This window comes from Amycolatopsis sp. TRM77291, assembly GCF_054166285.1.
Window position 1 is genome coordinate 5,571,289 of sequence record NZ_JBSZHF010000001.1, and the last position, 25,164, is coordinate 5,596,452.

General features: G+C 69.3%; 26 protein-coding genes. 11 read left to right on the forward strand and 15 right to left on the reverse strand.

What is annotated here, in order from left to right; all coding sequences use genetic code 11:
- Positions 1 to 61 precede the first annotated feature (61 nt).
- Together ACXIZN_RS25685 and wecB are read right to left on the reverse strand one after the other, a co-directional pair.
- Complete coding sequence (locus ACXIZN_RS25685; protein WP_457957328.1) at positions 62 to 1,789, reverse strand: DUF2334 domain-containing protein; 1,728 nt, start codon at positions 1,787 to 1,789, stop codon at positions 62 to 64.
- Complete coding sequence (gene wecB / locus ACXIZN_RS25690; protein ID WP_457957330.1) at positions 1,786 to 2,988, reverse strand: non-hydrolyzing UDP-N-acetylglucosamine 2-epimerase; 1,203 nt, start codon at positions 2,986 to 2,988, stop codon at positions 1,786 to 1,788. The genes ACXIZN_RS25685 and wecB overlap by 4 nt, the downstream gene beginning before the upstream one ends.
- A gap of 262 nt (positions 2,989 to 3,250) precedes the next feature.
- Between wecB and ACXIZN_RS25695 the strand changes: the two genes are divergently transcribed.
- The 7 genes from ACXIZN_RS25695 to ACXIZN_RS25725 all read left to right on the forward strand — a co-directional run bounded on the left by ACXIZN_RS25695 (position 3,251) and on the right by ACXIZN_RS25725 (position 8,695).
- Complete coding sequence (locus ACXIZN_RS25695; protein WP_457957331.1) at positions 3,251 to 3,412, forward strand: hypothetical protein; 162 nt, start codon at positions 3,251 to 3,253, stop codon at positions 3,410 to 3,412.
- 4 nt (positions 3,413 to 3,416) lie between these two features.
- A complete protein-coding gene (locus ACXIZN_RS25700) occupies positions 3,417 to 4,931 on the forward strand; it encodes a glycosyltransferase family 2 protein (protein WP_457957333.1) in 1,515 nt (504 codons plus the stop codon).
- On the forward strand, positions 4,931 to 5,608 hold the full coding sequence (locus tag ACXIZN_RS25705; RefSeq protein WP_457957334.1) for a hypothetical protein: 678 nt from the start codon (positions 4,931 to 4,933) through the stop codon (positions 5,606 to 5,608). The genes ACXIZN_RS25700 and ACXIZN_RS25705 overlap by 1 nt, the downstream gene beginning before the upstream one ends.
- A 9-nt stretch (positions 5,609 to 5,617) precedes the next feature.
- A complete protein-coding gene (locus ACXIZN_RS25710) occupies positions 5,618 to 6,058 on the forward strand; it encodes a hypothetical protein (protein WP_457957335.1) in 441 nt (146 codons plus the stop codon).
- A gap of 168 nt (positions 6,059 to 6,226) precedes the next feature.
- The gene (locus tag ACXIZN_RS25715; protein ID WP_457957337.1) at positions 6,227 to 6,784 is read left to right on the forward strand and encodes a M23 family metallopeptidase; all 558 of its coding nucleotides are present in this window, start codon (positions 6,227 to 6,229) and stop codon (positions 6,782 to 6,784) included.
- Positions 6,785 to 6,947: 163 nt separating this feature from the next.
- On the forward strand, positions 6,948 to 7,688 hold the full coding sequence (locus ACXIZN_RS25720; RefSeq protein ID WP_457957339.1) for a hypothetical protein: 741 nt from the start codon (positions 6,948 to 6,950) through the stop codon (positions 7,686 to 7,688).
- Between the two features lie 191 nt (positions 7,689 to 7,879).
- Positions 7,880 to 8,695: a hypothetical protein gene (locus tag ACXIZN_RS25725; protein ID WP_457957341.1), complete on the forward strand. Its 816-nt coding sequence runs from the start codon at positions 7,880 to 7,882 to the stop codon at positions 8,693 to 8,695.
- A 49-nt stretch (positions 8,696 to 8,744) separates the two neighbouring features.
- Here the strand turns inward: ACXIZN_RS25725 and ACXIZN_RS25730 are convergent, their stop codons facing one another.
- Positions 8,745 to 10,163 carry a flavin monoamine oxidase family protein gene (locus ACXIZN_RS25730; RefSeq protein ID WP_457957343.1) on the reverse strand — a complete coding sequence of 473 codons (1,419 nt, stop codon included), beginning with the start codon at positions 10,161 to 10,163 and terminating at the stop codon, positions 8,745 to 8,747.
- A gap of 46 nt (positions 10,164 to 10,209) precedes the next feature.
- Between ACXIZN_RS25730 and ACXIZN_RS25735 the strand changes: the two genes are divergently transcribed.
- Together ACXIZN_RS25735 and ACXIZN_RS25740 are read left to right on the forward strand one after the other, a co-directional pair.
- Positions 10,210 to 10,839: a TetR/AcrR family transcriptional regulator gene (locus ACXIZN_RS25735; RefSeq protein ID WP_457957345.1), complete on the forward strand. Its 630-nt coding sequence runs from the start codon at positions 10,210 to 10,212 to the stop codon at positions 10,837 to 10,839.
- A gap of 92 nt (positions 10,840 to 10,931) precedes the next feature.
- The gene (locus tag ACXIZN_RS25740; RefSeq protein ID WP_457957346.1) at positions 10,932 to 11,918 is read left to right on the forward strand and encodes a glycosyltransferase; all 987 of its coding nucleotides are present in this window, start codon (positions 10,932 to 10,934) and stop codon (positions 11,916 to 11,918) included.
- A 4-nt stretch (positions 11,919 to 11,922) separates the two neighbouring features.
- Here the strand turns inward: ACXIZN_RS25740 and ACXIZN_RS25745 are convergent, their stop codons facing one another.
- From ACXIZN_RS25745 to ACXIZN_RS25760, 4 genes are all read right to left on the reverse strand, one after another.
- Positions 11,923 to 12,333 carry a hypothetical protein gene (locus ACXIZN_RS25745; RefSeq protein WP_257488735.1) on the reverse strand — a complete coding sequence of 137 codons (411 nt, stop codon included), beginning with the start codon at positions 12,331 to 12,333 and terminating at the stop codon, positions 11,923 to 11,925.
- Positions 12,334 to 12,411: 78 nt separating this feature from the next.
- Positions 12,412 to 13,617: a peptidoglycan-binding protein gene (locus ACXIZN_RS25750; RefSeq protein ID WP_457957348.1), complete on the reverse strand. Its 1,206-nt coding sequence runs from the start codon at positions 13,615 to 13,617 to the stop codon at positions 12,412 to 12,414.
- A 34-nt stretch (positions 13,618 to 13,651) separates the two neighbouring features.
- Positions 13,652 to 13,966 (reverse strand): hypothetical protein, encoded by a 315-nt coding sequence (locus ACXIZN_RS25755; protein ID WP_457957350.1) that lies wholly within the window; start codon positions 13,964 to 13,966, stop codon positions 13,652 to 13,654.
- Between the two features lie 242 nt (positions 13,967 to 14,208).
- A complete protein-coding gene (locus ACXIZN_RS25760; RefSeq protein ID WP_457957352.1) occupies positions 14,209 to 14,856 on the reverse strand; it encodes a DNA-binding response regulator in 648 nt (215 codons plus the stop codon).
- An 88-nt stretch (positions 14,857 to 14,944) separates the two neighbouring features.
- On the opposite strand from ACXIZN_RS25760, the gene ACXIZN_RS25765 reads away from it, so the two are divergent.
- The gene (locus tag ACXIZN_RS25765) at positions 14,945 to 15,826 is read left to right on the forward strand and encodes an oxidoreductase (protein WP_457957354.1); all 882 of its coding nucleotides are present in this window, start codon (positions 14,945 to 14,947) and stop codon (positions 15,824 to 15,826) included.
- A 287-nt stretch (positions 15,827 to 16,113) separates the two neighbouring features.
- Here ACXIZN_RS25765 and ACXIZN_RS25770 read toward each other — a convergent pair whose 3' ends face one another.
- Complete coding sequence (locus tag ACXIZN_RS25770; protein WP_457957356.1) at positions 16,114 to 16,680, reverse strand: hypothetical protein; 567 nt, start codon at positions 16,678 to 16,680, stop codon at positions 16,114 to 16,116.
- A 28-nt stretch (positions 16,681 to 16,708) separates the two neighbouring features.
- Here ACXIZN_RS25770 and ACXIZN_RS25775 point away from each other — a divergent pair, with 28 nt between their 5' ends.
- Positions 16,709 to 17,110, forward strand: coding sequence for a winged helix-turn-helix transcriptional regulator (locus tag ACXIZN_RS25775; protein WP_457957358.1), 402 nt, complete (start codon positions 16,709 to 16,711; stop codon positions 17,108 to 17,110).
- Positions 17,111 to 17,270: 160 nt separating this feature from the next.
- On the opposite strand, the gene ACXIZN_RS25780 is transcribed toward ACXIZN_RS25775, so the two are convergent.
- From ACXIZN_RS25780 to ACXIZN_RS25810, 7 genes are all read right to left on the reverse strand, one after another.
- On the reverse strand, positions 17,271 to 18,353 hold the full coding sequence (locus tag ACXIZN_RS25780) for a 3-deoxy-7-phosphoheptulonate synthase (RefSeq protein WP_457957360.1): 1,083 nt from the start codon (positions 18,351 to 18,353) through the stop codon (positions 17,271 to 17,273).
- 171 nt (positions 18,354 to 18,524) lie between these two features.
- On the reverse strand, positions 18,525 to 19,322 hold the full coding sequence (gene dpgD / locus ACXIZN_RS25785; RefSeq protein WP_457957362.1) for an enoyl-CoA-hydratase DpgD: 798 nt from the start codon (positions 19,320 to 19,322) through the stop codon (positions 18,525 to 18,527).
- Complete coding sequence (gene dpgC / locus ACXIZN_RS25790) at positions 19,319 to 20,536, reverse strand: (3,5-dihydroxyphenyl)acetyl-CoA 1,2-dioxygenase DpgC (protein WP_457957364.1); 1,218 nt, start codon at positions 20,534 to 20,536, stop codon at positions 19,319 to 19,321. Before dpgC ends, dpgD begins: the two co-directional genes overlap by 4 nt.
- A complete protein-coding gene (gene dpgB, locus ACXIZN_RS25795) occupies positions 20,533 to 21,195 on the reverse strand; it encodes an enoyl-CoA-hydratase DpgB (RefSeq protein ID WP_457957366.1) in 663 nt (220 codons plus the stop codon). The genes dpgC and dpgB overlap by 4 nt, the downstream gene beginning before the upstream one ends.
- On the reverse strand, positions 21,189 to 22,289 hold the full coding sequence (dpgA, locus tag ACXIZN_RS25800; RefSeq protein WP_126733854.1) for a 3,5-dihydroxyphenylacetyl-CoA synthase DpgA: 1,101 nt from the start codon (positions 22,287 to 22,289) through the stop codon (positions 21,189 to 21,191). Before dpgA ends, dpgB begins: the two co-directional genes overlap by 7 nt.
- 319 nt (positions 22,290 to 22,608) lie before the next feature.
- Entirely contained in the window at positions 22,609 to 24,312 is a 1,704-nt protein-coding gene (locus tag ACXIZN_RS25805) for an ArnT family glycosyltransferase (RefSeq protein WP_457957368.1), read from the reverse strand.
- A 227-nt stretch (positions 24,313 to 24,539) separates the two neighbouring features.
- Positions 24,540 to 25,157 carry a dTDP-4-dehydrorhamnose 3,5-epimerase family protein gene (locus ACXIZN_RS25810; RefSeq protein ID WP_457957370.1) on the reverse strand — a complete coding sequence of 206 codons (618 nt, stop codon included), beginning with the start codon at positions 25,155 to 25,157 and terminating at the stop codon, positions 24,540 to 24,542.
- Between the last annotated feature and the right edge of the window lie 7 nt (positions 25,158 to 25,164).

Sequence of the window (25,164 nt, forward strand, 5' to 3'; positions counted from 1 at the left end):
CTCTTCGTCACCGGTGCCTGAGCGGCGGCCGGCGCCCTGATCGCGGGCGCCGGCCGGACGCTCAACCGCGGGCGACCTCGCTGGCGGTGGTGAACTCGTATCCCTGCGCCCGCAGGCCGAGGACGACCGTGCTCAGGTGCTCCAGCGGCAGGAACGGGTGGAAGAAGAAGCTCGCCACGTTGTCACGGACCACTTTGGACTTCGCGCCGTCGGCGAGCAGGTCCGCGGGCAGGCGGGCCGGATGCTGGTTGAACGGCTCCGGCGCGACGTGGTCCAGGTTCTCGGGGATCACCACCGCGCCGTAGACATCCCTTACCGGATAAGGGAAATACTGCCCGTACTTGGTCCGGTACGACACGGTCGAGGTGGAACCGCAGGCCCCGCGCGGGCAGTATCCCGCGAAGTAACTGCCCTGGTCGTAGCGCGCCGCGAAATGCGAACTGACCTCTTTGTAGTCCACCGCGGAACCGCCGTAATGCGGGAACTCGAACACTTCCGGCTCCGGCAGCCCGACCCGGCGGAACTCGCCGAGCCCGGTGGCGATCCGCCCGCGGAACCATTCCGCGGAATCGCCTGGCACCGGCCCGGTCTCCACGACGTGGTTGTTCTCGTCCACGATCGCCGTGTAGAACTCGTAATCCGCGGAGCTCGCCCCGCCGTAGGGGTTCGCCAGCTCCTCGAACTGGTGACTGTAGCCGTGCATGATCATCGTCGCGCCGCGCCGGATCGCGTGGTGCAGCGCGTCGACCAGGGCCGGGCTGTCCACCAGCCGGGCGAAGGTCGGCCTGCCGCCGTTGGCGACGCCGTGCGGGTCCGCGTAGTACGGATACACCGCCAGTGAGAACGGAATCCCTTGCCCACCGAGGAGATCCGCGATCCGGCGGATCTGGCCGGGGTCGGTACGCGGCCCGATGTCCTCGATCCGCACGAGCGCGCGGTGCCGTTCCTCGGTCTTCGGAGCGAGGGTGCCGAGCAGGATGTCGGCGGCGGCGAGGTACCGGTCCCCCTCGTTGACGTAGGAGAACGGCGCCTCCGCGAGGTAGGTGAAGGTCCCGGAGCGCACCGCCCACGGCGTGGGCTCACCGCCCGCCCCGCTCTCCGCGAGCACTTCGTTGACCGCGGGGTTTTCCCGCCGCACCAACGGAATCGAGCCGATCTCGGGATTGCGTTCCAGCGGAACGTTCTTGTAGCGGACCTCGGTCGGCGAGGTCGGGGTGCGGCCGACCGGCGTCCATCCCCAGCGCGCGGTGATACCGGGGTCGTGTTCCGCCAGGCGATGGATGTTCTCGCCCATCCAGACGACCGGCACCTTCGCGGCGGCCACGTCCGTGAGCAGCGCGGCGGGCAGCGCGGCCTCGCTGATCGAGCCGACGTAGACCAGCGCCTGGTATCCGCCGATCTCGCCCGCCTGGTAGTCGGCGGCGGCGCGCATCGTCCAGCTGCCCGCTCGCGAGACCAGGTTCGCGGTCTGCATCGCGTGCGCCTCGGCCATTCCGGCCTCGTCCGCGGCGGCGGGCGGGTTCGGCGCGTCCCGCTCACCCGCGTCGTAGACCACGAGCGTGCGGTGGGCGCGGTTCCCGCCGGGCCCGGGGCTGCCGACCTCGCTGCCCAGCGCCAGCCGGTCGCCTAGGGAGACCGGGGCGGCCGCCGGCGACGCGAGGATCGCGCTGGCCGGGCGCGTGTACACGACCAGCGTCACCAGCCCGGTCGCGACGACGACGGCCAGCGCCGCGAACCTCAGCCCGGCGGGTGTCCGGCGGCGCCGGTGTCCCTTCCGTTTCCCGGTCATACCAGCACACCTCCCGGCAGCGCGGCGAATTCCTCCACCGGCTCGGCGGTCAGGCCGAGCAACCGCGCCAGCGCGAGCTCGGTGCGCGACGCGGCCTTTCCGTCGCCGAACGGGTTGCCGTTGCTCATCATGGCCGCCCGGGCCCGCGGGTCGGTGAGGAGTTCCGACGCCGTCCGCACGATCAGCTCGCGGTCGGTGCCGACCAACCGGGCACAGCCCGCGTGCACGGCCTCCATCCGCTCGGTGACCTCTCGCAACACCAGCACCGGCACGCCGAAGGTCGGCGCCTCCTCCTGGATCCCACCGGAATCGGACAGGACCAGTGTGGCCGCCGCGAGCGCGCCGGCGAGTTCGTCGTAGCGCAGCGGCTCGGTGACCACCACGCGAGACACGCCGCCCAGTTCGGCGCCGACCAGCTCGCGGACGGCCGGATTCGGGTGCGCGGGCAGGACCACGCACACCCCGGGATGCCGGGCGACCAGTTCGGCGACCGCGCGCAGCACCTGGCGCAGGGGCTCGCCCCACGATTCGCGGCGGTGCGCGGTCACCAGCACCAGCGGCTCGCCCTGGGTGGCAGCCTCCACGGCAGCGGCGACCCGTTCGTCGCGGTAGTCGACCGCCCCGCGGTCGGCGATGGCACGGATCGCGTCCACCGAGGTGTTGCCGGTGACCAGGATCCGCTCCGCGGCGACGAGTTCACGCGACAGGTTCTCCGCCGCGGCCGGGGTCGGCGGCAGATGCAGGGACGCGGCCTGGGTGACCAGTCGCCGGTTCAGTTCCTCCGGGAAGGGCGCGGCCAGATCGAACGAGCGCAGGCCCGCTTCCAGATGTACCACCGGGATCCGGCGCCAGAACGCGGCGAGCGTGCCTGCCAGCGTGGTCGTGGTGTCCCCCTGGACCACCACGACCGCGGGCGGTTCGCGTTCGGCCAGCTCGTCCAGGCCGGTCAGCATCTGGCCGAGCAGTTCGGGCTGGCCGCCGTCGCGGCGGTGCAGCGGCAACGTGACGTCCGCGCGGGCACCGAAGGTCTCCAGCGCCTGGTCGACCATCGTCGGATGCTGCCCGGTGGCGACCAGCACCGGTTCCATCCGGCCCGCCAGTTCGATCGCCTCCGCGACCGGCGCCAGTTTGATCGCCTCCGGCCGGGTCCCCATCACGAGCCACACCCGCGGCCGGGTTCCTTGTTCATTCCAAACCATTACTCCCCCAAGGTTCGAATATTCTTTTCAGCGACTCCGCGCACTTCGCAAGATCCTTTTTGCGGGGCCCTGTGCCCGGTGCGACGCAGAGTGGTTCTGTCCGGTTCCCGTCGAATTTCCTCACCCGATCGAGGGAACCGGGACGCGGCTCCTCACGTCGTAGTCGACGATGCGAGACCGGCCGGGGGGCCCGGACGCATCACGCGCAATCCTTCGCACACAAGGATTTGAGCACTTCTAGCTCTTGGGGGAGAACATGTCTGTGATCCGGATCGGACCGGCGGTCGGCGCGACGGCGACCATGGGGCTCACCGCGAGCGCCGGGATTTGGCTGCCGCTGTCACTCGCCGCGTTCATTCTGTTGCTTTTCGCCATTCGCTCGATTCTCGTCCGAATCGCGCCCGCGCCGAAAAGGGGGCAGTAGCGAAATGGAGACCAGTCTGTCCGTCATCGCCACCATCATGGTCGGCGTCCTGATCTGGTGGCCGCTGCAGAACCTCGTCCTGGCGGTGTTCGCCTGGCGGTCCCCGCAACGACCACGCAGTGTGCGCCGGACGCCGGATCCGGTGCCGTTCTGGATCGTCATCCCGGCGCTGAACGAGGAACGTGTCATCGCGAACACGGTGCGCAACGCGCTGGCCACCGGGACCCGGTACACGCCGGTCCGGGTCGTCGTCGTGGACGACGCCTCCGACGACGCGACGCCGCGGATCCTGGCCGATATCAGGGATCCGCGGCTGCACGTGCTGCGCCGAGAGCTCCCGATGGCCCGGCAGGGCAAGGGCGAGGGCCTCAACACGGCGTACCGCTACATCCTCGAAATCGCGCGCCGGGAAGGCACGATCGAGCAGACGATCGTCGGGATCGTGGACGGCGACGGCCGCTGCAGCGACGGGATGCTCGACGAGATCGCCGAACTGATGGCGGAGAAGTCGGTCGGTGCCGTGCAATGCCGGGTGCGCATCCACAACCGGCACAAAACGCTGGCCCTGCTCCAGGATCTGGAATTCGGCGCGATCGCGGACTCCGCGCAGTCCTTGCGTGACCTGGTCGGCAGTGTCGGCCTTGGCGGCAACGGCCAGTTCACCCGGCTGTCCGTGCTCGCCCGGTTCCACCCGGGCCCGTGGTCGGCCTGCCTGGTCGAGGATCTGGAACTCGGCCTGCGGCTGCACCTGGACGGGATCCGCGTGCGCTACACGAAATCCGCGTGGGTCACCCAGCAGGGACTGACCGACGTGAAAAGGTTGCTGCGCCAGCGAACCCGGTGGGCGCAAGGGAACCTGCAATGCTTCCGGCATCTTCGCAGGCTGACCACGTCGAGGTTCGTCAGCGGCGTCGGCCTCGCCGATTTCCTGATCTACCTGCTCTCGCCCTGGCTGACCGTGCCCATGTCGCTGCTGCTGGTCGGGCTGGTCGCGGCGTCCGCGGTGGCGCTGGCCACCGGGAGCACCCTCGGCGGGCTGGTGGCCACAGTGGACACTCTGCCGACGTCGGCCGCGATGCTGGTGGGGCTGGCCATGCTACCGAGCCTGCTCTGGGGGCTGGTCTACTGGATCCGGCTGCGCGACGAGAACATCTTCCGCTGCCTGTTCGCCGGGCTGCTCTACCCGGGGTTCCTGGCGCTGGGCATCATCGCGACGTGGCGTGCGCTGTTCCGGCTCCTGTCCGGACGCAACGGCTGGGCCAAGACCGAACGGCTCGCCGAAGACGGCCAGGCCGCGCCGCCGATACCGATGCAGCCGACACCGATGCCGTCGATGCCGGTGCCGTTGCCTGCCCCGGTTCCCGCGCCCGCGCCGCGCCCGGCCACCCCGCCGGTGACGCTCGATCCCAGCGTCACGCAGCCGATTCCCTCAGGGGTCCTGGCCGCCGCCGAACCGACCCGGCCGGTGGCGCACCCGCTGGCCGAAGCCGAACCGACACAACGACTGGAGCGGGTGTGATGGCAGGCCAGCACCGGCGCGGCCCGAAACGGAACAGGCTCGTTCTCGTCCTCGCGGCCGTGGTGCTGGCCCTCGCCGCGGCCTCCACCATCGACCGCGGCGACACCGGGAAGGAGTCGTCCGCCGGGTGGTACGTGACCGTGTACTACACCGCCGTCGAAGCGCACTACGACGATGACCCCGTGCCGGTCACCGGCTGCCTGGTGATCGACTGTGAACGCGGCGACGACCCTTTGGGGCGCTACCCCGAAGGTTTCGTCAAGGCCGTCGAAGCCGAAGGGACCGGCCGCATCGTCAGCGGGCGGCACGCCGGCCGCTACCTGAACTGGTCGCACGACACCGGTTTCTGGCTGGACAACGCGCCCCGTGACAGCCACGGCCGCCCGCTGGAGCCGTTCGTCTCCGCCGCCGCGGATCCGAACGTCCTCGGCGCCGGCCGCGAACTGCGGATCACCGGCTGCGGCACCGCGGAGGACGGCTCGGCGATCGACGCGGCCGTCTGCGACAAGCTGCGTTCCGCCTCCTGGCGGATCATGGACGAGTTCACCCCCGGGCTCGGCGGCGACCGGCACATCGACGTCTACCTCGGCGAGCAGACCGGGCCGGACTTCACCTCCGACCCGATGTACTCGTCGCTGCACAACGCCACGCTGGAGCTCGGGAAGGCGGCAGGCTAGGTTGACCGGATGAGTCTCCTCGACGACGTGGCCGAGCGCGACGGCTGGCGCTGCTGGGTGTGCGACGAACCGGTCGACCCGGACATGTCGGTGAACGACCCGCGCGGGCCCAGTGTCGACAGCCGGACCGCCGACCGGAAGGCCAAGATCCCCGAGCGGCTCGCGCATCGCGGGTGCAACACCCGCAAAGGCGCGGTCAAGGTGGTCATCGCCTGGCCGGACCGCCTCCACGTGGCCGACCCCGCGCCGCTGATCACCGTCGCCGGACGGCTGGAGCGCAAGGGAGGCCGCGAATTGGTCGCCCGCTGCCCGACGGAGCAAGACGCCAAAGAGGCCGCGGAGTGGCTCGAAGACCGGTTTTCCCGCCTGGTACCGGGATTACCGGTGACCGCGGGCGTCGAGCCGGGCGGAGGCCAGTTCCTCGTCATCCTGAACGCCGGCCGTCGCTGAAGCCGCCGGCGGACCACGTCCGTCCTCAAAGGACGCTGGGGCGATAACCCTTTTCCCGCCTTCGCGCAAGCCCTGAACGCACCATTGTCCGAGCCGTGGCCTGCCTGTTTAGTCAGGGGCGCCCTGCCGATGGGACAGGGCCTTGATCGCTCGGAAAGCGAGGACGCCATGGGCATCACCGGAAAGGCATTACCGCGCAGGCTCGGCACGATCGCGGCCGCCGTACTGATGGCGGCCGGTCTCTCGATCACCGGCTCGGCCACGGCTTCGGCCGCGAACTACTACTACGAACTGCCGTTCCCGGCGGGTGAGGCGTACACGGTCTCCCAGGGACCCGAAGGAACCTTCTCCCACACCGGCCCCTACAACGAATACGCCTGGGATTTCGCTCTTCCGGGCAACTACGAGGTTTCCGCCGCGCAGGGCGGCCAAATCCTCGTCTCGGGCTGGTCGCCGTACTGGCAGAACGGTATCGAGGTGATCATCCGGCACTCCAACGGCACTTGCACGCACTACGCGCACCTGAACCGGGCCCTCTACAACGCGGGTACCTGGGTCCCGCAGGGCCGGGTCGTCGGCTGGTCCGGCACCACCGGGGCGTCCACCGACTATCACCTGCATTACCAGGTCATCAACTGCTCCACCCGCGTCGGCATCTCCTCCACCCTCCAAGGCGGCGTCCCCCGGACCGGTTCCCGGCCCGTCAGCGTCAACACCAGGGCATAGCCCGTATCACGGACACCCGGCCGCAATTCATCACGGACCTTGAGCCCATAACGGCGATTTCACCCGAAAGTGGGTACGGCGGCCGTAATTCCCCGCATTTCATCGGTATTTCATCGGCGCTCATTAGCGTTCGGCGGGCAGACCCGACAGTGGGGAGAAACCGATGAAAAGAACCGGAGCACGTCTGCTCGCGACCGCCGTCCTGTCCGTCGTCACCCTGGCGGGCGCCATCGCCGGAGCAGGCGCGGCGCAGGCGGCGCCCGCACGGCCGGACGGCCCGTGCGGGCCCGTCATGTTCGTCGTGCCGGGTTATCAGGACGGCGGGGCGCAGAAACTCCTGGACCGGGCGTTCGCGCCCGGCGGCGCCGACCCGGTGCGCATTCCGTATCCGAACGGCGCCGGGGACGTGAATCTGTACGCCGACGTCGACGCGGGGGTCGCCAATCTCCGGACGGCGCTTTACAACCTCTATGTCACCTATGGCTGCGACCTCGAAACGAAGGTCTACATCGTCGGTTTCAGCCTCGGCGCCCTCGTCGCGGGCACTGTGCTGGAGACCGAACCGCCCGGACGGAACATCCAGGGCGTGCTGTTCGCGGACGGGCGGCGGCAGCCCGTCGAGTCGAACTGGCCGGGTGATCCCGGCGGGCTGATCGGGCATCTGCCCGTTCCCGGCCCCGGTGGTGCCGGTTTCCGGCCGGTGGATTCCTTCCGGTACCCGACGCTCAGCCTGTGCAACGGGCCGAGGGCGGGCGGTGGCGCGGACCTGATCTGCTTCGGCGGCACCAATCTGGACAGCTATTTCAGCTCGCACCCGTATTACAGCTTCGAGGTGGGCAACGAGCTGAACATCCACGGTGAAGGCCCGTACCCGAACAACCTGCGCAACCGCGTCATCCCGTAATCGCCTTCGCGACCTCCCCGGCGGCCCATGCCGGGGAGGTTGCGCGGCTAACCGAGGTCGTGCCCTCGCGGACACGGCGGCCCGGGCCTTCGGGCACCTCTGCGCCGCACGGGCCTTTCGAAGCAACCCCATTCCGCTTCCGGCGTCTTCCGGACAAAGCTTCGAACAACGGATGCGAGAGGGGCGCTGAAATGAAATTCACCGCGAAGAAGACGATCAAAACCGTCATTGTGGGCGGGGCGTTCGCCGCCACCGCACTCCTTTCCGCGTGCGGCGGGAACAATGTCGCGGGAAATGGTTCTCCGGTGAAGAACGCGGCCGTCGAACAGGCGCAGGCGGGTGGCGGCGAGGGGGCGGCCGCCGGAGGTTCCGGCGCCGAGTCGTCCGGCGGCGATGTCAACTGCAGCAAGCACGGTGGCCAGGTCGGCGCCCCCGGGCGGCCGCGAATGGATCTGATCGCGGTGGCCGCGACCGACGGCACCACACCGGGCTGCACCGAGGCGTACAACGTGATCACCGAGTATTACGAGAAACTGCCGCAAGCCGAAGGCCCCGGCGAGCGGGTGCTCGACGTTCAGGGCAAATGGACCTGTGCCCGTCTGACGGAATACGGGACCGAGGTGGTCTGCGGCGTGCCGAACAGCTCCCTGCAATTGGAGACCAGGCCCGCGGGCGGCGAACAGAACCGTAAATTCCCGAACACCACGCAGGACGTGCGGTTCACCGGATACGACGCCAACCTGCGAATGGTGCGCTTCCAGCTGATGGCCGACCAGTCCGGCGGCAAGACGTACCGGCTTCCGCTGCGGCCCGGCACCGAGGTGTTCAGCGCGGCCACCCTGTGCCCCGGCGAATCGGTCACCATCGACGACGCGGGCTACGGCGACCTGCCGTGCGGCAAGGACCAGCTGATCCAGCAGTTGCGGGACGGCAACCCGGTGCTCGCGCGGATCAGCGTGAGCGGTGAGGACCAGATCACCACGGTCAAGGAGATCTACCGCCCCTGACACCGGAAACCGGCGGCCCGGATTCCCTCCGGCCGCCGGTTTCCGGCGTTCACCCCTCCAGGTGAGCGAGCACTTCGGCCGCGGCGCGATGCCCGGAACGGACGGCGCCGTCCATGTAGCCGTTCCAGATGTCGGAGGTCTCCGCGCCCGCCCAATGGATGCGCCCGACCGGTTCGGCCAGCGCGGAGCCGTACTGGGTCCACACGCCGGCGCCGAGTCGGCCGCCGTAACAGCCCCGGGTGTACTCCTCCTCCATCCAGTTCTGTTCGGCGTAATCGATCGGTTCCGCCGCTTCCGGCCCGAACTGGTTCACCAGCGTGGCCACCGCCGCCTCGCGGCGTTCCCGGGGCGACAGGCGGGCGGCTTCGCGGGCGTGGGCGCCCTCGAAGAATGCGACGAGTACCCCGCAGGAGCCGTCCGGCGGCGAGTTGTCCAGGGTGACGCACAGCGGGTCGTCCAAGTTGAACGCGAAGCCGTTGAGCCCGGCCTCGCGCCAGAACGGCGCCGGGTAGGCCACCTGCACCTTGATCACGCTGCCCATCGGGATCTGCTGGGTCAGCCCGTCGCGCGCCGCCGGGAGCGGCGGCTCGTAGTGCAGCCGTCCCGCCAGCGTTGGCGGGATCGCCACGATCACCCGCTGGGCGGCGATCCGGCCGCCGTCGTGGCGCACCTCGACCCCGTCCGCGTGGTGGGCGATACCGCGGACCGGCGCGCCGAGCGTGACGACGTCGCCCAGCCGTTCGGCGAGCCGCTCGGAGATCAGGTGGGTACCGCCCACGACGCGCAGCTCCTGCGCGCCGCCGGTGGTGTCGACGAGGACGTCCAGCGTGCCCGCGGATTTGACGTAGAACAGGAAGTGCAGCAACGACATCTCCGCCGGCTCCGCGGAGAACACCGCGGGGACGACGGCTCCCCAGAACGCGAGGGCCTCGGCGTCGTCCGTGGCGGCACGAAGCCATTCGTCCAGGGTCTTGCGGTCCAGGTCCGCGGCTTCGGGTGACGTCCACGGCGAGGCGAGCGACACGGTGGCCGCCAGCGCCTCGAGTTCGAATTTCATCCGGCCGACTTCGAGCAGCGCCTGGTCGGACAGCCCGAAGGTCGCGTCGGCGTAGGTGGTGCGCCTGCCGTTGTAGACGGTCACCGCCGCTCCGTCGTCGTAGGTCGGAAACGTCTCGAGACCGAGTTCGGCGACCAGCTTCAGGACCTCGGTCTGTGTCCGGCCGATCCACTGACCGCCCATCTCGACCGGGACCCCGTTGACCAGCTCGTGGCCGAGATTGCGGCCCGCCACCCGGTCCCGCGCCTCCAGCACGGCGACCGTGCGGCCCGCGCCGGTCAGCGTGCGAGCGGCGGTCAACCCCGCGAGGCCCGCTCCGATCACCACGACATCGACAGTGCGCAAGGCAGACTCCCCAATTTGTCGGTCGGTTGTCCGACTTAAAGTAGGACAGGCGTCCGCCCCGCACAAGGGCCGATATGGGAAACTCGGACGCGACCGACGAAGGAGAAGCCGGATGGCCTACGTGAAGGCGGCGGAACGCGAGGGGCAGATCGTCACCGCGGCGATCCGGGTGCTCAGCAGGATCGGCGTACCCGGGACCACGCTCCGCTCGGTGGCCGCCGAAGCGGGGATCTCGCTGGGCACCCTGCACTACGTCTTCCCGAGCAAGGACCAGCTGCTGCGCGCGGTCATCGGCACGGTCGTCGACGACATCTCCGACGCGCTGCGCAGCGGCCTCGAACCGGACAGGGGCTTCGAACACGCGCTTCGGTCGGGCATCACGACGTTCTGGGACAAACTCGTCGAGGGCGACGTCGGGCTGCAGATCATGCAGTACGAGCTGTCCAACTACTCGTTGCGGAGTGAGACGCCGGACCTCGCCCGATCCCAGTACGACGCCTACATCTCGCTCGTGACCAGGCTTTGCGAACAGGCCGCCATCGCCGCCGGCGAACGTTGCGCCGTCGGGTTCGACACGCTGGGACGACTGGCACTGGCCTCGGTCGACGGCCTGATCCTCCAGTACGTGGCCAATCCGGACCCGGTGCGCGCCCACGGCGACCTCGAACGGGCACTGGACATGATCGTGCTGCTGGCGGATCCGCAACCTGTCGCGACTGGGCGCACCAGGCCTCCGCACTAGCGCCGGAAATGTAGGTCACCTGTCCGAGTTCGCACTTGTGCTACCGTACAGATGTTCTCAACATCTGTTTCAAACATCTGAAATGGAAGCACATGCGGATCCTCTTCGCCAGCCTCGCGTCGGTCGGCCATACGTATCCGCTGATCCCGCTCGCGGTCGCCGCCAGGGACGCCGGGCACGAGGTGCATTTCGCCGCCGGAGAGAACGTCCATTCGCCGCTGCTCAGGCACGGTCTCAGGCCCTTTCGCCCGGCGGACGCGTTCTACGAGATCTACGCCGAGGACGTCGAAGCGGATCTGGCCCGGCTACGGCCCGACCTCGTCGTGCACGAATGGGGACAGCCCGGGGTGGCAATCGCCGCTGAGCGCGCCGGGATCCCCGGGCTCTGGCATGGGTTCGGCCGCATGTACCCCGACGGAATCGGGCTCGAACGGCCGATGAGGCCCGACCGGCCGCATCTCGACATCTGCCCACAGTCCTTGCAGGACAAGGACTTCCTCGCGACGGCCGAACGTGTCGCGCTGCGTCCCGTGCCCTATTCCGAACCGGCGACACCACCCTGGCGCGTCGAAAAGTCCGCTCGTCCGCTGATCTATCTGACGCTCGGCACCGCCTTCGGCACGCCGGAACTCCTCGGCACGGTGATCCGCGGGCTGGCTCCGCTCGGAGCGGACGTGGTGGTCGCCTCGGGCCGGGTCCGCCCGGAGGAACTCGGCGCCGTGCCGGGCAACGTGACGGTGCGGGCATGGATCCCGCAAGCCGAGCTGCTGCCGCATGCCGACGTGGTCGTGCACCACGGCGGCAGCGGCACGACACTCGGCGCGCTCTCCGCCGGCATCCCCCAACTGGTCCTCCCGCAGGGGGCCGACCAGTTCGCCAACGCCGAAGCCCTGTGCGCGGCGGGCGCCGCGCTGAGTCTTCACCCCGGCGAACCGAGCGCGGAAGCCGTCGCCGCACACGTCGGGAACCTGCTGGGGCGGAACGACCACCGCGACGCGGCCAGGGCGATCGCCGGGGAGATCGCCCGGATGCCCTCCCCCGGCGAGATCGCCCGCGCGATGCCGGACTGGACCTCGTGACGGGTCAGAACCCGAAGAGCTCCTGCGGCACTTCGTGCTCGTCCGGCCAGGTCAGCCAGGCGACGTCGGTCGGGCCGATGGCGCAGTTGGCCACCCGCCAGGACCGCGGGTCGTCGTCGACGCCCGTCTCGCTCCTCTTCTTGAGCAGCGCGACGTAGACGTCGGACATGACGCCGTCGGCCCGCTTGTTCTCGTAGATGGTGCCGGCGTAGTACGAACGACCCGGTTCGGTGCCGCGCATCGTCCCCTGCAGGAACACCCAGGGGCCGAGCCGGTCGAGCTGTTCCACGGCGACCTGGACCCGGTCGCCGAACTCCTGGTCGAGCCGGGCGGTGGCGGCCTGGAGTACCGCCTCCCGGACCGGGTCGCCGGGGTTCAGCGACACCGGGACGGGCCGTGCGGACGGGGTGTACATCGAGCTACCTCCCACTGGCGGGCAGCGACGCGAGCGAACGCGTCAGCCTGCCCGGTGCTGCTCTGGCGGTCTGTCGGATCAGGTCGGCGGGGTGAGGATCTTCACGAGGCCGCCACCGCCGCCCATGCTGATCTTCTGCGAACCGTCGGGGTTGACGTTGTTCGAGCCGATGAACTGGCCATCGCCCGCGTACAGCACGACGTGCCCGCCGTTGTTCGAGATCACCACGTCGCCGGGTTTCGCTTCGGAGAGCGGCACCGACTTCCAGCCGTCCGCTTCGAGGTTGGCCGTCAGGCCCGCGACCGAGGCACTGGCCTGCCCCTTGTCGATCAGGCCCGCCGCCTCGAGACAGCCGGAGACGAAGTTCGCGCAGTTGACGTTGTTCGGCACCCACGACTGCATGGCGGGCAGCTCGCCGCTGCCCTTGAGGTCGCCGGCGTTGCGGCCGAGGAACTGCTCGGCGATCTTCGCCGGGTTGTCGCCCCGGGCGTCGATCGGCTTCGCGGGCCTGCCGTCGCCCGGCACCCCGGCGGGGCCGCCACCGCCGCCGCCTCCGCCACCGCCGCCGTCTCCCCCGCCGTAGCTGGGTGTGCTGCTGAGGTTGGAGTTGACCGGCTTCGCGTTGACGCTCGACGCGGTGGTCTGGCCGTCGTCGGCGGGGATGAGCTCGATGAAACCGCCTTCGATCTCCAGGCCGAGCGGCTTGAGGAGATCGTCGATCTGCTTCTCGGCGTCGTCGAGCGCCTTCTCGATCTCGTCCTTCTTGCTGTTCGAGTCTTTCTCGTTGAGCTGCCGGAGCCGCTCGATGTCCGACGCGGCGGCGGCGATCTCGTTGTCGTCCTCGGAGCTGTTCTTCCGGCGGCGGGCCGAGTCGATCAGCTTGCGGTTGTCCGCGTCCTTGTCGTTGGCTTCCTGGGCGAGCTGTGCGACCTTCTTCTTGACCTCGTCGAGGATCTCGGACACCCGCTGGAGGATGTTCTTGGCCGCCTCGGCCTTGTCGCTCACCTTGTAGCTGGCCTTGCCGAGCTTTTCGAGGTGGTCGGCGACGGCGTCGGCGTCCTTGCCCTCCCAGTGGCGCAGGACGTCGTCGCGGAAGACCTTGAGATCGTCTCCGAGGTCGTTGGCCCTGGTGGCGGCTCCGCCGACCTTCCTGGCCTGGTCGTTGACCGCGCCCGAGTTGAGCTTCTGCGTCTGCTGGGCGTGCTTGTCGATGGCGTCCAGCGACTTCGGGCGGTCGTGCGACGGGTCGTCGAGCGTGCTCGGATTCCGCTCCGCGGTGGTCATCGGTAAATCCCCCTGATTCCCGTCTTCAGTCCGATCAGTCCCGCTCGCGACCGTGGCCGCGGAGGGTGTCGACACCCGCGGCTTCGTCGTTCCGCATCCGCTGCGCGGCGTTGGCCAGCGCGTTCGACGCGGCGTCGACGAGCTTCGCGGCGGCCGCCAGTTCGGCGTTCACGCCGCGGTGGAAACCCTTCATCGTGGTCCCCGTGCTGGCCGCGTTCTTCAGGTCGCCGAACGCGCTTCCGGGATCGCCGTCGCCCAGGTCCTTGCCCGTGCCGCTGAAGCCGTCCTTGAGCCCGCCGACCTTCTTGGCCAGTGCGGCGATCTGCTCTGGATCGAATCGGCGAGTCATGAATGATCCCTCCAGTCCGGCGCCTGCGCGCGTGCTTGCCTGACCCACGATGTCTACCGCGCACCCTATGAGTTCACACCCACGTGTGCGCACCGTTTCCCGAAACGCGTCGACGCCGTTCGTGTACACCGACGCATCCGGCGGCGCGTTGGTTCCCGGAAGATTTCACCGGCATCCTCGGCGCAGAGATCTTACCCTCTCGGCACCTGCCTCCAGCAGCCGAAGCTCACCCGGTCGGGCGGCTAGACCAAGCCCAGCTCGCGTGCCCGGACGCCGGCCTGGAAGCGGGACTCGGCGCCGAGCGCGGCCATCAGCTCGGCCACCCGGCGCCGGTAGGTCCGCACGCCGAGACCGAGGCTCCGGGCGGCGGCTTCGTCCTTGACGCCGCTGCCGAGCAGGTCCAGCACCGCGGGCGCGAGCCGCCGGATCTCGGATACCCGCGCGTCGAAGACGGCGAGCTCGGTCGCCGCCCGCCAGGTCGCCTCGAACAGCGACATCACGCCCTGCACGGTCTCGGGCTGGGTGATGACGCTGTAGCCGCGCTGCCCGGCGACGAGGTCCCCCGCCAGGATGACCAGCCTGCCGTCCATCACGATCGTCTCGTTGACGTCCTCGGTGGAAATGCGGACCTGGGCCCCATGCCGGTCGCGGACCCTCGCGAGCTCCTGCGCGGCTCCCGGGTCGAGCAGCAGACCGGCCCGGTAGATCTTGCGGATCCGGACCTCGCCAGCCCGGCGCTCGGCGATCTCGCCTGCTCCGTGGGCGGCGACCCAGGTCGCGAGGTCGTTGGCCACGCACGCCATGTCGGTCACGGTCGAGAACAGGTGCCCGACCCGGCCGAACAGCTCTTCCTCGCCGCGTACGACCGTGACCGCATCACTCGTCCGCATGACATCGATACTGCCTCAACCGCGCGACGGGGTGGCAGGTTGTTGCCGTTTTCTGACTACGGAAGGCCTCGTCACAACGCTGGTGGTCATGACGAACTTTCACGAAACCTGGCGGCTCGGGGACCTCACCGTCAACCGGATCGGCCTCGGCGCGATGCGGCTGACCGGGATGCCGTGGGACCAGAAGCCCAAGAGCCGCGAAAGCTCGATCGCCGTCCTGCGCCGCGCGATCGAACTCGGCGTCGACCACATCGACACCGCTTCGTTCTACTTCACACCTACGCGCTCGGCGAACGAACTGATCGCCACCGCGCTCCAGCCCTACCCCGAAGGCCTCGTGATCACCACGAAGGTCGGCGCGGGCCGCGACCGCGACGGCGAATTCTCCTTCGCGCGCCCGGATCGGCTCCGCGGCCAGGTCGAGGAGAACATCCGGCAGCTCGGCCTCGATCACCTCGACGTCGTCAATCTGCGCTGGGGCGCCGCGATGGGCAAGGAGCCCGGCTCGGTGGCGGAACATTTCGGCGCGCTGGCGGAACTGCGCGAGGCCGGCTTGATCCGCCATCTGGGTGTCTCCAACGTCGTGGCGGACCAGCTGACCGAGGCCCTGACGATCGCTCCGGTGGTCTGCGTGCAGAACCGCTACGGCCTGGCCCACCGGGAGGACGACGCGCTGCTCGACCTGTGCGGCGAACACGGCATCGCGTTCGTGCCGTTCTTCGCCGTCACCACTTCGCTTCCCGGCGCCGCCACGCCCGACGCCGTTCCGGGACAGGCTGAGATCGCGAAGGTCGCCGCGGCGCACGACGCGACCCCGGCGCAGATCCGGCTCGCCTGGACCCTGCACCGCGGCGCGCACGTGCTCGCCATCCCCGGGACGGGTGACCCCCGGCATCTGGAGGAGAACGTCGCGGCGGGCGGCATCCGGTTGAGCGAGGAGGAGCTGGCATTGCTCGACGGTGTCGGCTAGCGGGCGGCCGGGAGTGGCGTTGGTTGGGGGTGTGTGGAAATAGGGACGTTGAGTATCCCTATTTCCACACACCCTCTCGTGAATTGGTCGTGACAGGGACGATCTCGCCGGACCGTGTGGATTTCGGGTCATCCAACGCCCCAAATCCACACAGTGAGGGACGCGGTCCGGTTTGCCTCCTCGCGAGACCTTGCGTATGGGCATGAATCGGTCGGCCCGGAGGGGCAGGCGAAAATGTCGGACTTTCGCTGCATCCGATGCGGGAAAGTCCCCTTCGCCCAGGTCCGTCAGCGGCGGCTCCGGTGATCCACGGCGACCCAGTTCGTCTCCCAGGTCGTCCCGCCGTCGGCCGAGAACGCCTGCTCGAAGCGCGCCTCGTCCGGGCCGTGCCGGACGACGAGGAAACGCACCTTGATCGGACGGCCGCCGAGCTGGTCGTCGCCGTGGAACTCACCGGCACCGTCACGGAACCCGCCGTAAACCGATGGGGTGAGCAGACCGTCGCGCATGTTGACGAACGTCAGGCTCCACCGCCCCGCCTGCGGTTCGTACAGCCGCAGGTTGAGCGCGTCGATGCGCCCGTCGGGGCCCGAGACCTCGAATTCGAGGGCGTTCGCCCGCCGGTCCATGAGCGGGCGGACGGTGCTGGTGCCCGCGAACTGGAGCCAGTGGTCCGCCGATTCCGAAAGCGGCTCGGCGAGCACCCGCACCGTGGAACGCCAGGTGCCGATCTCCCAGTCGAAAGCCCGCTGGGGATCGGTGCCCGAGGTCGACGCGGCGCCCGACGCCGCCGAGGCGATCAGCATCAGGGCCGAAAGGCCCACCGTCAGGATTCGTTTGTATGGCACGGTCATGGTCCGACTATCCGAGCGGAGGACGACCATGGACAAGAAGGCACCTGCGGGTAACCTTCCGCGTCCCAACCCGCTGCCCGGCTGCCCGATGGCCGCGGCGTTCGCCGCGATCGGCGGGAAATGGAAACTGACGCTCTTGTACTGGCTCGCTCACGGCGAGACCCATTTCGCCGGCCTCCGCCGCCGGGGCGCCCCCATCACCCCCAAGGTGCTGGCCGAGCAGTTGCGCGAACTCGAGGCCGACGGACTCGTCGAACGCGTGGTGACCGGGCCGGTCCCGGCGCGCGTCATCTACCGGCTCACTCCTTACGGGGTCACGGTCCTGCCGGTGGTCGAGGGCGTCCGGGTCTGGGGCGAGGCGCATCTCGAACGCACCCGGGGCGACGCCGCCCCGAACGCGGCGATGGGCTGTGCCGAGTCGATCGGATAGCGCACACGCGTGTTCAGACGGACGACACGCGTGATTCAACGGCGAACTCGCGTGATCAGACGCGCATCTCGCGTGATTGGAGGCGTAACTCGCGTGATTGGGGACGTAACTCGCGTGCTTGGGGACGTAACTCGCGTGCTTGGGGGCGTAACTCGCGTGATCAGAGGGCGCGCACTCCGGAGCGGCGGGCGGCGGTCGCGGTGGCGAGGGCCTGAAGCACCTCCTGGGTGGCGGCGAGGTCGATGCAGGCGTCCGTGATGGACTGGCCGTAGGTGAGCGGCCGGTCGGGGTGGAGGTCCTGGCGGCCCGCCTTCAGGTTGGATTCGAGCATGACGCCGACGATGCCGCGCTGACCGTTCTTGATCTGTTCGGCGATCTGGCCGGCGACGACGGCCTGCCGCAGGTGGTCCTTGCGGCTGTTGTCGTGGCTGGCGTCGATCACCACCCGCCGCTGCAGTCCCGCGTTCTGCAGGGTGGTCAGCGCCGCGCGGACGGACGCCGGGTTGTGGTTGGGCGCGCTGTTGCCGCCGCGCAGCACGAGATGGCAGTCCGGATTGCCGGCCGTGTGCAGGATCGCGGGCAGGCCGCTGGGATCGACGCCGGGGACGACGTGGCGCGCTTCGGCGGCGCGGATGGCGTCGACGGCGACGGTGACATCGCCGTCCCGGCGGTTCTTGAAACCGACCGGCATGGACAGCCCGCTGGCCAGCATGCGGTGGTTCTGGCTTTCCACCGTGCGGGCGCCGATCGCGCCCCACGAGACGGTGTCGGCGAGGTACGCCGGGATGGTGGTGTCCAGCCATTCGCACGCGGCGGGCAGGCCGCCCTCGGCGAGTTCGAGGAGCAGGTCCCTGGCGATGCGCAGGCCACGGTTGACGTCGCCGGTGCCGTCGAGGTGCGGGTCGTTGATGAGCCCCTTCCAGCCACCGACCGTGCGGGGCTTCTCGAAGTACACGCGCATGACGACCAGCAGGTCGTCGGCGAACCGGCTGGCGAGGGCGGCGAGGCGGTCGGCGTATTCGAGCGCCGCCGCGGGATCGTGGATGGAACAGGGCCCGGCGATCACGAGCAGCCGGTCGTCCGTGCCGTCGAGGACGCTCAGGACGTTTTCCCTGCCCTGTCGCACCGTGTCGGCCGCGTTGGCGCCGAGCGGCAGTTCATGGTGCAGCAGGGCGGGCGTGACCAGCGGGACCATCCGGTCGATGCGCTGGTTGTCGAGTTCGACCGTGGCGAGCGTTGTCATCACAGATATCCAGGATTTCTGCCGGCACCGGGTGAAGGGAAAGCCGGGATTTCCGGCCCGGCCGGCGGTCTCGGGTGAACGAAGAAGCAAACCCGGCGTTATTCGAGCGAGAAAGTCTCTTACCCGGAATCTTCCACCATTCGCCACGCGGAACAACGGTCCAACCCGAATTCAGCGACCCGTCCAGACCGGATCCCGTTTCTCGGCGAAGGCGCGGGGTCCTTCGCTCGCGTCCACACTGGCCCGTCGTCGTTCTTCCCACGGATACGAGGTTTTGAACGCTTCTTCGAGCGGGAGGTCGAGCGAGCGCAGCGCGGCCTCCTTGATCGCGCGGACCGAAAGCGGGGCGGCGCGCACCAGATCGTCCGTCCATTCGGCGACGCGCCGGTCCAATTCGGCGAACGGCACGACTTCGTTGACCAGTCCGTGGTGAAGTGCCGTCGCCGCGTCCATTCGGCGCCCGGTCAGCAGGTATCCCATCGCCACCTTCAGCGGAAGCTGCCTCGGCAACCGGAACACCCCGCCCGCACCGGCGATCAGGCCGAGGCGGACCTCCGGCAACGCGAAGACCGCCTCGTCGGAGGCGACGACGATGTCGCACGCGAGCGCCAGTTCGAAACCGCCGCCCAGCGCGTAGCCGTGCACCCGGCCTACCACCGGTTTGGACAGGGTGAACCGGTCGGTCAGCCGGGGATGTCCCGGCTGACCGCTGCTGCCGAACGTCGACGCCTCGACGCCTTCCTCGGTCAGCCGCGCGCGTTCCTTGAGGTCCTGCCCGACCGAGAACGCGCGATCCCCCGCGCCGGTCAGGACCACCACCCGGACGTCGTCGTCGGCTTCGACGTCGTCCCAGATCCCGGCGAGTTCCGCGTGCATCCGCCGGTTCATCGCGTTCAGCGCTTCGGGCCGGTCCATCGTCACGTACGCGACGTGGTCCTTCTTTTCGTACCGCACCGGGCCTTCGCTCATCGCGAGCCCACCGCGAAACCGTCCACCTTGCCGATCACGTCCGCGCCGTAGATGCGCAAGGCCTGCTGCAGCGCGAATTCCGCGATGTACCGGCGAAATTCCTCAGGTGGTTCCTCGGCCAGGTTCAGCATCCGCCGGTTGGCGACCACGGCTTCCCCGTCGAACCGGGCGAGCGCGCCGTCGATCGCCGCGTCCAGCTCCTCCGGCGCGACGACCTCGTCGACGATCGCCCGGGCGTCCGGCTCGTCCGCTCGCAGCTTGCGGCCACCGAGGATCACCTGCCGGGCCACGCGAGGCCCGGCGATCCGGGAAAGCCGGAAGTTCGAGACCCCGGGGATGATCCCCTCCTTCGCCGCCGGGAGGCTGAGGTACGCGTCCGACGCCGCCAGCACGTGGTCGAAGACCAGCAGCAACTGGGTCCCGCCCCCGATGGCGAACGAATCGACGGCCGCCATCCACGGCTTGTCGGTGAACCTGGAGTGCCAGGATCCGTCCGTCAGCAGACCGCGGAAGATCTTCTGGATATAGCCCGTCTCCCGCCGCAGCAGGAAATCGACGAGCGGGATCTCACCGGCGCTGAGCTTCTTGAGGTTGATCCCCGCGCAGAACACGCGGCGCCCAAGATAACGGGGATGGCTCATCACCCCGCCCCGCACCAGTCCCATCCGGACGGACGGATCGAGCAGCGTCAGATCGACCGCCGTCTCCATGTCGTCGACCTGCTGGGCGTCCTCGGCGTTCAGGCAGTCGTCGCGGCACAGGGTCAGGTGCGCGACGCCGTCACGGCGTTCCAGCCGGACGGCCTCCATCTCCAGCACACCGGTCTCGAGGAATTCGGGCAGCAGCCGCTGTGCCCTGGCGGTGGGCCGGAGCATGGCGTCGAGCAGATGAGGACCGGCCTTCGGCGCGCGCAGTATCCCGCGCAGGAAGATGCCCTGGTCGATCTCGCGCCCTTCCTTCGCCGCCTGCGGACGCGACCGCTCGGCCGCCATCTGCTGCTCCGAGGGCACCAGACCGGGGAAGGCGAGCGCGGCGGCGCGGACGAGTTCGTCGAGGCGCAGGTACCGCGTCCGGCCGTCGGTCAGTTCGGCGTAGATCTCTTCGGCGTGCGCCTCGACGAAGGCCGTGCGCGCCGCCCGGATCTCGTCGTCGACCCGGTGGGACTCGCCCGCCAGGGCCCGGAGATCGAGCCCTGGCGCGCTGTCCGTCGTCACGACTTGGCTTCCCGCCGCAGGGACCGGTCGGCCGCGGCCAGGTGGGAACCGAGCGCCTCCTCGAAGGCGGTCGAGCCCGCTTCGAAGATCAGCTGGCGCCGGATCGCCAGCTCGGCGCCATCCACCACGGACTCCACTGTGGACAGGACCGCGGCCGGGTCGGCGGACACCTCGTCGATCAGGTCGAGGGCGAGCGCACGGTCCGTCCCGATCGGGGTGCCGAGCAGCACGGCCCGCCGGATGCCCGCCGCGCCCGCCTGTTTGGTGAGCCGGTACAAGGTCATGCCGGGCCAGGTGCCGCCACCCGCCCAGGCGAGCCGCAAGGTGGTGCCCGGCTCGGCGATCCGGATGTCGGCGGCGAGCAGGAGATCCAGTGCCATCCCGGCGCATTCGCCCGACGCCGCCACGGCGGTGAGCCTGCCGAGGCGTTCGAACCGGCGCACGACCCGCTCCCATTTGGACACCAGGCCGACCGCGAGTCCCTTCGCCCAGCCGTCCGGCGGGGCGCCCGTGACGTGGATGGTCACCGGCCCCGGCTCACGCTGGTCCTCGGCACGGTCGCAGAGCGCGGCGATCTCCTCGACGGCCGCGGCGGACAGCGGACGTGAGCCGTCGAAACGCAGCACCAGGTCGCCGTTGTTCTCGTTACGCGTCACCATTGAATAAGCGCCATTTCGATTGTGGAGCCAGGCCCCATGGTCATGAGCACGCCGTAATCCCCCGGGCGGGCGACGTCTTCGTCGGCGAGCCGCTCGTAGGAGAAGAGGAAGGAGCCGCTGGAGAGGTTCCCGTAGTCGCGGAGAACCCCGGTGGTGTGGCGGACGTCGTACCGGCTCAGGCCGAGGTTGACGACGACCGCGTCGATCACCTTCTTCCCGCCGGAATGCACCAGCCAGTGGCCGATGTCACTGCGGCGCAGCCCCGTCCCGGACAGGAGCCGGTCGATGACGATTTCGGCGTGCGCCCCGACCACGTAGGGAATCTGCGGGTCGAGGAAGAAACTGAACCGGTCCTGGTCACGGTCCCAGTCGTAGCGCATCGCGTCGACCGCGTCGGTGATGATGTAGCTGGCGAATTTCAGGACGCGCGGACCCGGCACGCGCCCGTCTCCGGAAACGAGCGCGAGCGCCGCGGATCCGTCGCCGAAAAGACTGTTGACCACCGCGGTCCGCATCGTGCCGTCCAGGGCGTAGGCGGCGGAGCACGCCTCGCTGCACAGGACGACGCCGAGTTCGCCAGGGTGCGCCGCGGACCAGCCCGCGACCACGTTGAGCGCGTTGAGACCGGCGTTGCAGCCCATGCCCACGATGTCCGACCGGCTGCAGTGCGGGTCGATGCCCAGCTCGCGGATGATCAGCGCGCTGAGGCCGGGGGTGAGGAATCCGGTCGAGGTGACACAGCACAGGTGACGCAGATCCGAAAGCGTCGCTCCCGCCGACTTCAGGCAGGCTTCGAGCGCGCGGCAGCCCATGTCGACGGCGATCTTCTTGTGCTTGTCGAGCAGATCGCCCTGAGGTTCGGCCGCGCGGGCGCCGCCGCGCTCTTCCGGCGGCAGGGTGAGGAAACGCCGCTCGATGGCGCTGTTCAGGAAGACCGAGCGGATCTTCGGATCTTCGATGCCGAGGATTTCGAGAAGTTCGGCCTGCGAGTAGGACGCCGAGGAGACCGCCGTCCCCACGCCGGCGAACCGGGTGATCTCGGTGAGTCCGGTGAGGACGGAAAGGTCTTCGGCCGGTTCGATGATGGTGGTCATCGGTACATCCACCCCCATGTTCTGAGCTTGCTCCGAAGCAGCTGCTTGACCTGCGCAGCGGGCATTGGTCTCACCTTTCGCGGATCTCAGTGGACAATTCCGAAATTAGGCTTCGCGGATCTCGATGGTCAACGCGTCCAAGGCCTTTTCGCGCCGGAAACCGTTACCGGCTCACGATTCGGGACCGGGTGGTACGTGTCGCGAAAGCCACTTTCGGGACATCTGGTGTCCCGAAAGTGGCTTTCGCGACATCACGGGNCTTGACTACCTTCAGGGTAGGGAAGGAGGCCTTCACGGAACGAACGGTGCGGCCAATCACTCACGGGCGGCGGTAGATCGTCATGGAGTGCCCCACCCGCTCCACCGGCGTGCTGCCGGCGATCAGCGCGGCCAGATCGCCGGTGACGCCGCCGGTCTGCCCGCCCCCGCCGGTGCCGCCACCGCCCATCGGGTCGGAGAAGGCCCCCAGGACCGCGGAATCCGACACGGCGAGCACTCCGTGCACCTGGTCCGCGGGCACCGTGAGCGGATCGGCGGCGTCGATGCCGTAGTGGGACGGCAGACCGCTCCCCTGGTAGACGAGCCAGGTGCGTTCACCCGCGTAGTCCTTCTTCAGGCGGTCCGCCAGGCGGCCCAGGTCCTGTCCCCAGTCGACGTTCGAATCCAGCAGGTACCGGTGGGTGTTCTCCGGCCCGCCGAACGCCTCGTTGGAATACGGGAGGTAGTACGGGAACGTCATCAGCGAACTGACCGCGGCGAAGGCCACGACGGTCACCGCGGCCACCTTCACCCACCGTCTCCGGACGACGAGCACCGCGGCCGCCGCGACGGCGAGGAACATCGGCGCGAAGGCCAGGTACCGCACGCCGTTGTCGCGGACGATGACCATGGCCGTGGCCATCAGCAGGGCGGTCGGGAGGAGCACGTACGGCGCGGCCGGGCGCAACCGCCGCACCGACAGCAGCACGGCGGCGCCCGCCAGCCAGATCGCCAGCGCGCCCAGCGGCGTCTTCACCAGCAGCGCGGCCGGGCCGTAGTACCAGAGCGATCCCGTGTAGTGCCTGCCGAACAGGAAGTTGTGCCACACGTGGTCTTCGAGCTCGAACTGGAACCGCATCCCGTCCTTCAACGGCTGCGGGAACGGCAGCCACTCGACGAGGGTGCGCATTCCGTGGAGCGGTTGCATTCCCGACGGCGTCTCCCAGCGCAGCCGCGGGTCCACCACGAGATAGGAGGCCCACACGACCGCGATCGCGATCAGCGCCATCCCGGCGGCCGCCAGCACACCGCGCCCGATCAACAGCGCGGGGGACTTCAGATCGAGACCGCGGGCGCGGCGGGCGTGCCAGACGGACAGCACGGCCAGCGGGATCAGCACCGGGACCGCCACCAGGGAAAGGACTTTCGTGGCCGTGGCCGCGCCGAGCGCGAGCCCGGCGAGCGGCAGGTAGAGACCGGGGCGGTGCCGGGCACGCCACACCAGCCACACCGACGTCAGCAGGAACCCGGCCACCGGCACGTCGAGCGTCGCCAGCGAGCCGTGCGCGATGACGTCGGGCGAGAAGGTGAACAGGGTGAGCGCCAGCAGCCCGCCGGCGCGGCCGGCCAGATCGGACGCGAACGCGAAGACGACCAGCCCGAACAGCAACGTCAGCAGGATCACCGGCAGCCGCGCGAACAGCATCAGCCGTTCCGGATCGTTGCCCGCCTCGTAGACGACGTGCTTGCCGAGTTCCCACTCGTGGCCGTTGAAGCCGGGGGCGACCTTCGGATCGGTGAGGGCCACCCCGGTCGCGATGATGAGCTTGCCCAGCGGTGGATGTTCGGGGTTGTACCGCAGGCTGTGCTCTTCGAGGTAGACCACCGCGGTGCCGACGTAGACCGGCTCGTCGATGGTCGGGGACTGTTCCACGGCGGTCGTGATCATCGCGATCGCCATCTGCGTGAGCAGGGCGATCACGGCGCCCGCGAGCAGCCATCGCCGGTGCCGCCGCACCCAGGCGATCCACTTCGAAGTGTCCATTGACGGCTGAAGGCCATCGGTCGTCAAGTTCGGCGTCCTTCCCCCGGCGGGCCGGTGCGCCCGGCCCGCCCTGGATAACGATTACCCGGCCGGGCGCCCGCGCCTTCGAGGGCCATCACGGTCGGCGCCGCCGTCCGGGCGGCGCCGAACGGTCGGCGCCGCCGTCCGGGCGGCGCCGAGTCGGGTCCGTGATGGCCCTCGTCGGCCGGGCGTGGATGAAGAGAAAGTCAGACGGAGAGCGGAAGAACGGACAGCCGCCGTTCGATCTCCAGGCTGGCGTTGTAGTCGGGGAGCATCCCCTGCCCCTCCGCCTCGGAGAGCGTGAGGGCCGCCGTGTCCCGTTCGGACAGGATCGGCACGACGTCGGTGTCGATCGGCAGGCCCAGCGCGGGGTCCAGCGGCGAGAGGGCGAGCTCGTTCTCCGCCACGTACGGCGAGGAGATCATGTACGACATGACGGTGTCGTCTTCGAGCGCCACGAAGGCGTGCCCGACACCGACCGGGAAGTACATCGTCCGGAAGTTCTCCTGGTCCATCAGGACCGCGTCCCATTTGCCGAACGTCGGCGAGCCGACCCGGATGTCGACCACGATGTCCAAGGCCTTGCCGCGGGGGCAGTAGACGTACTTCGCGGTGCCCGGCGGGGTCACGGTGTAGTGGATACCCCGCACCACACCGCGTTTCGACCGGCTGTGGTTCGTCTGCGCCACCGGGAAGAGCGGGCCGCCGTGGGCCTCGATGAACGCCTCCTGCTGGTACGGCGACACGAACAGGCCCCGGTCGTCGGGGAAGACGCGCGGGGTGAACTCGAGCGCGCCTTCGACGGCGAGTTTGCGTGCTTGCACGGTTTTG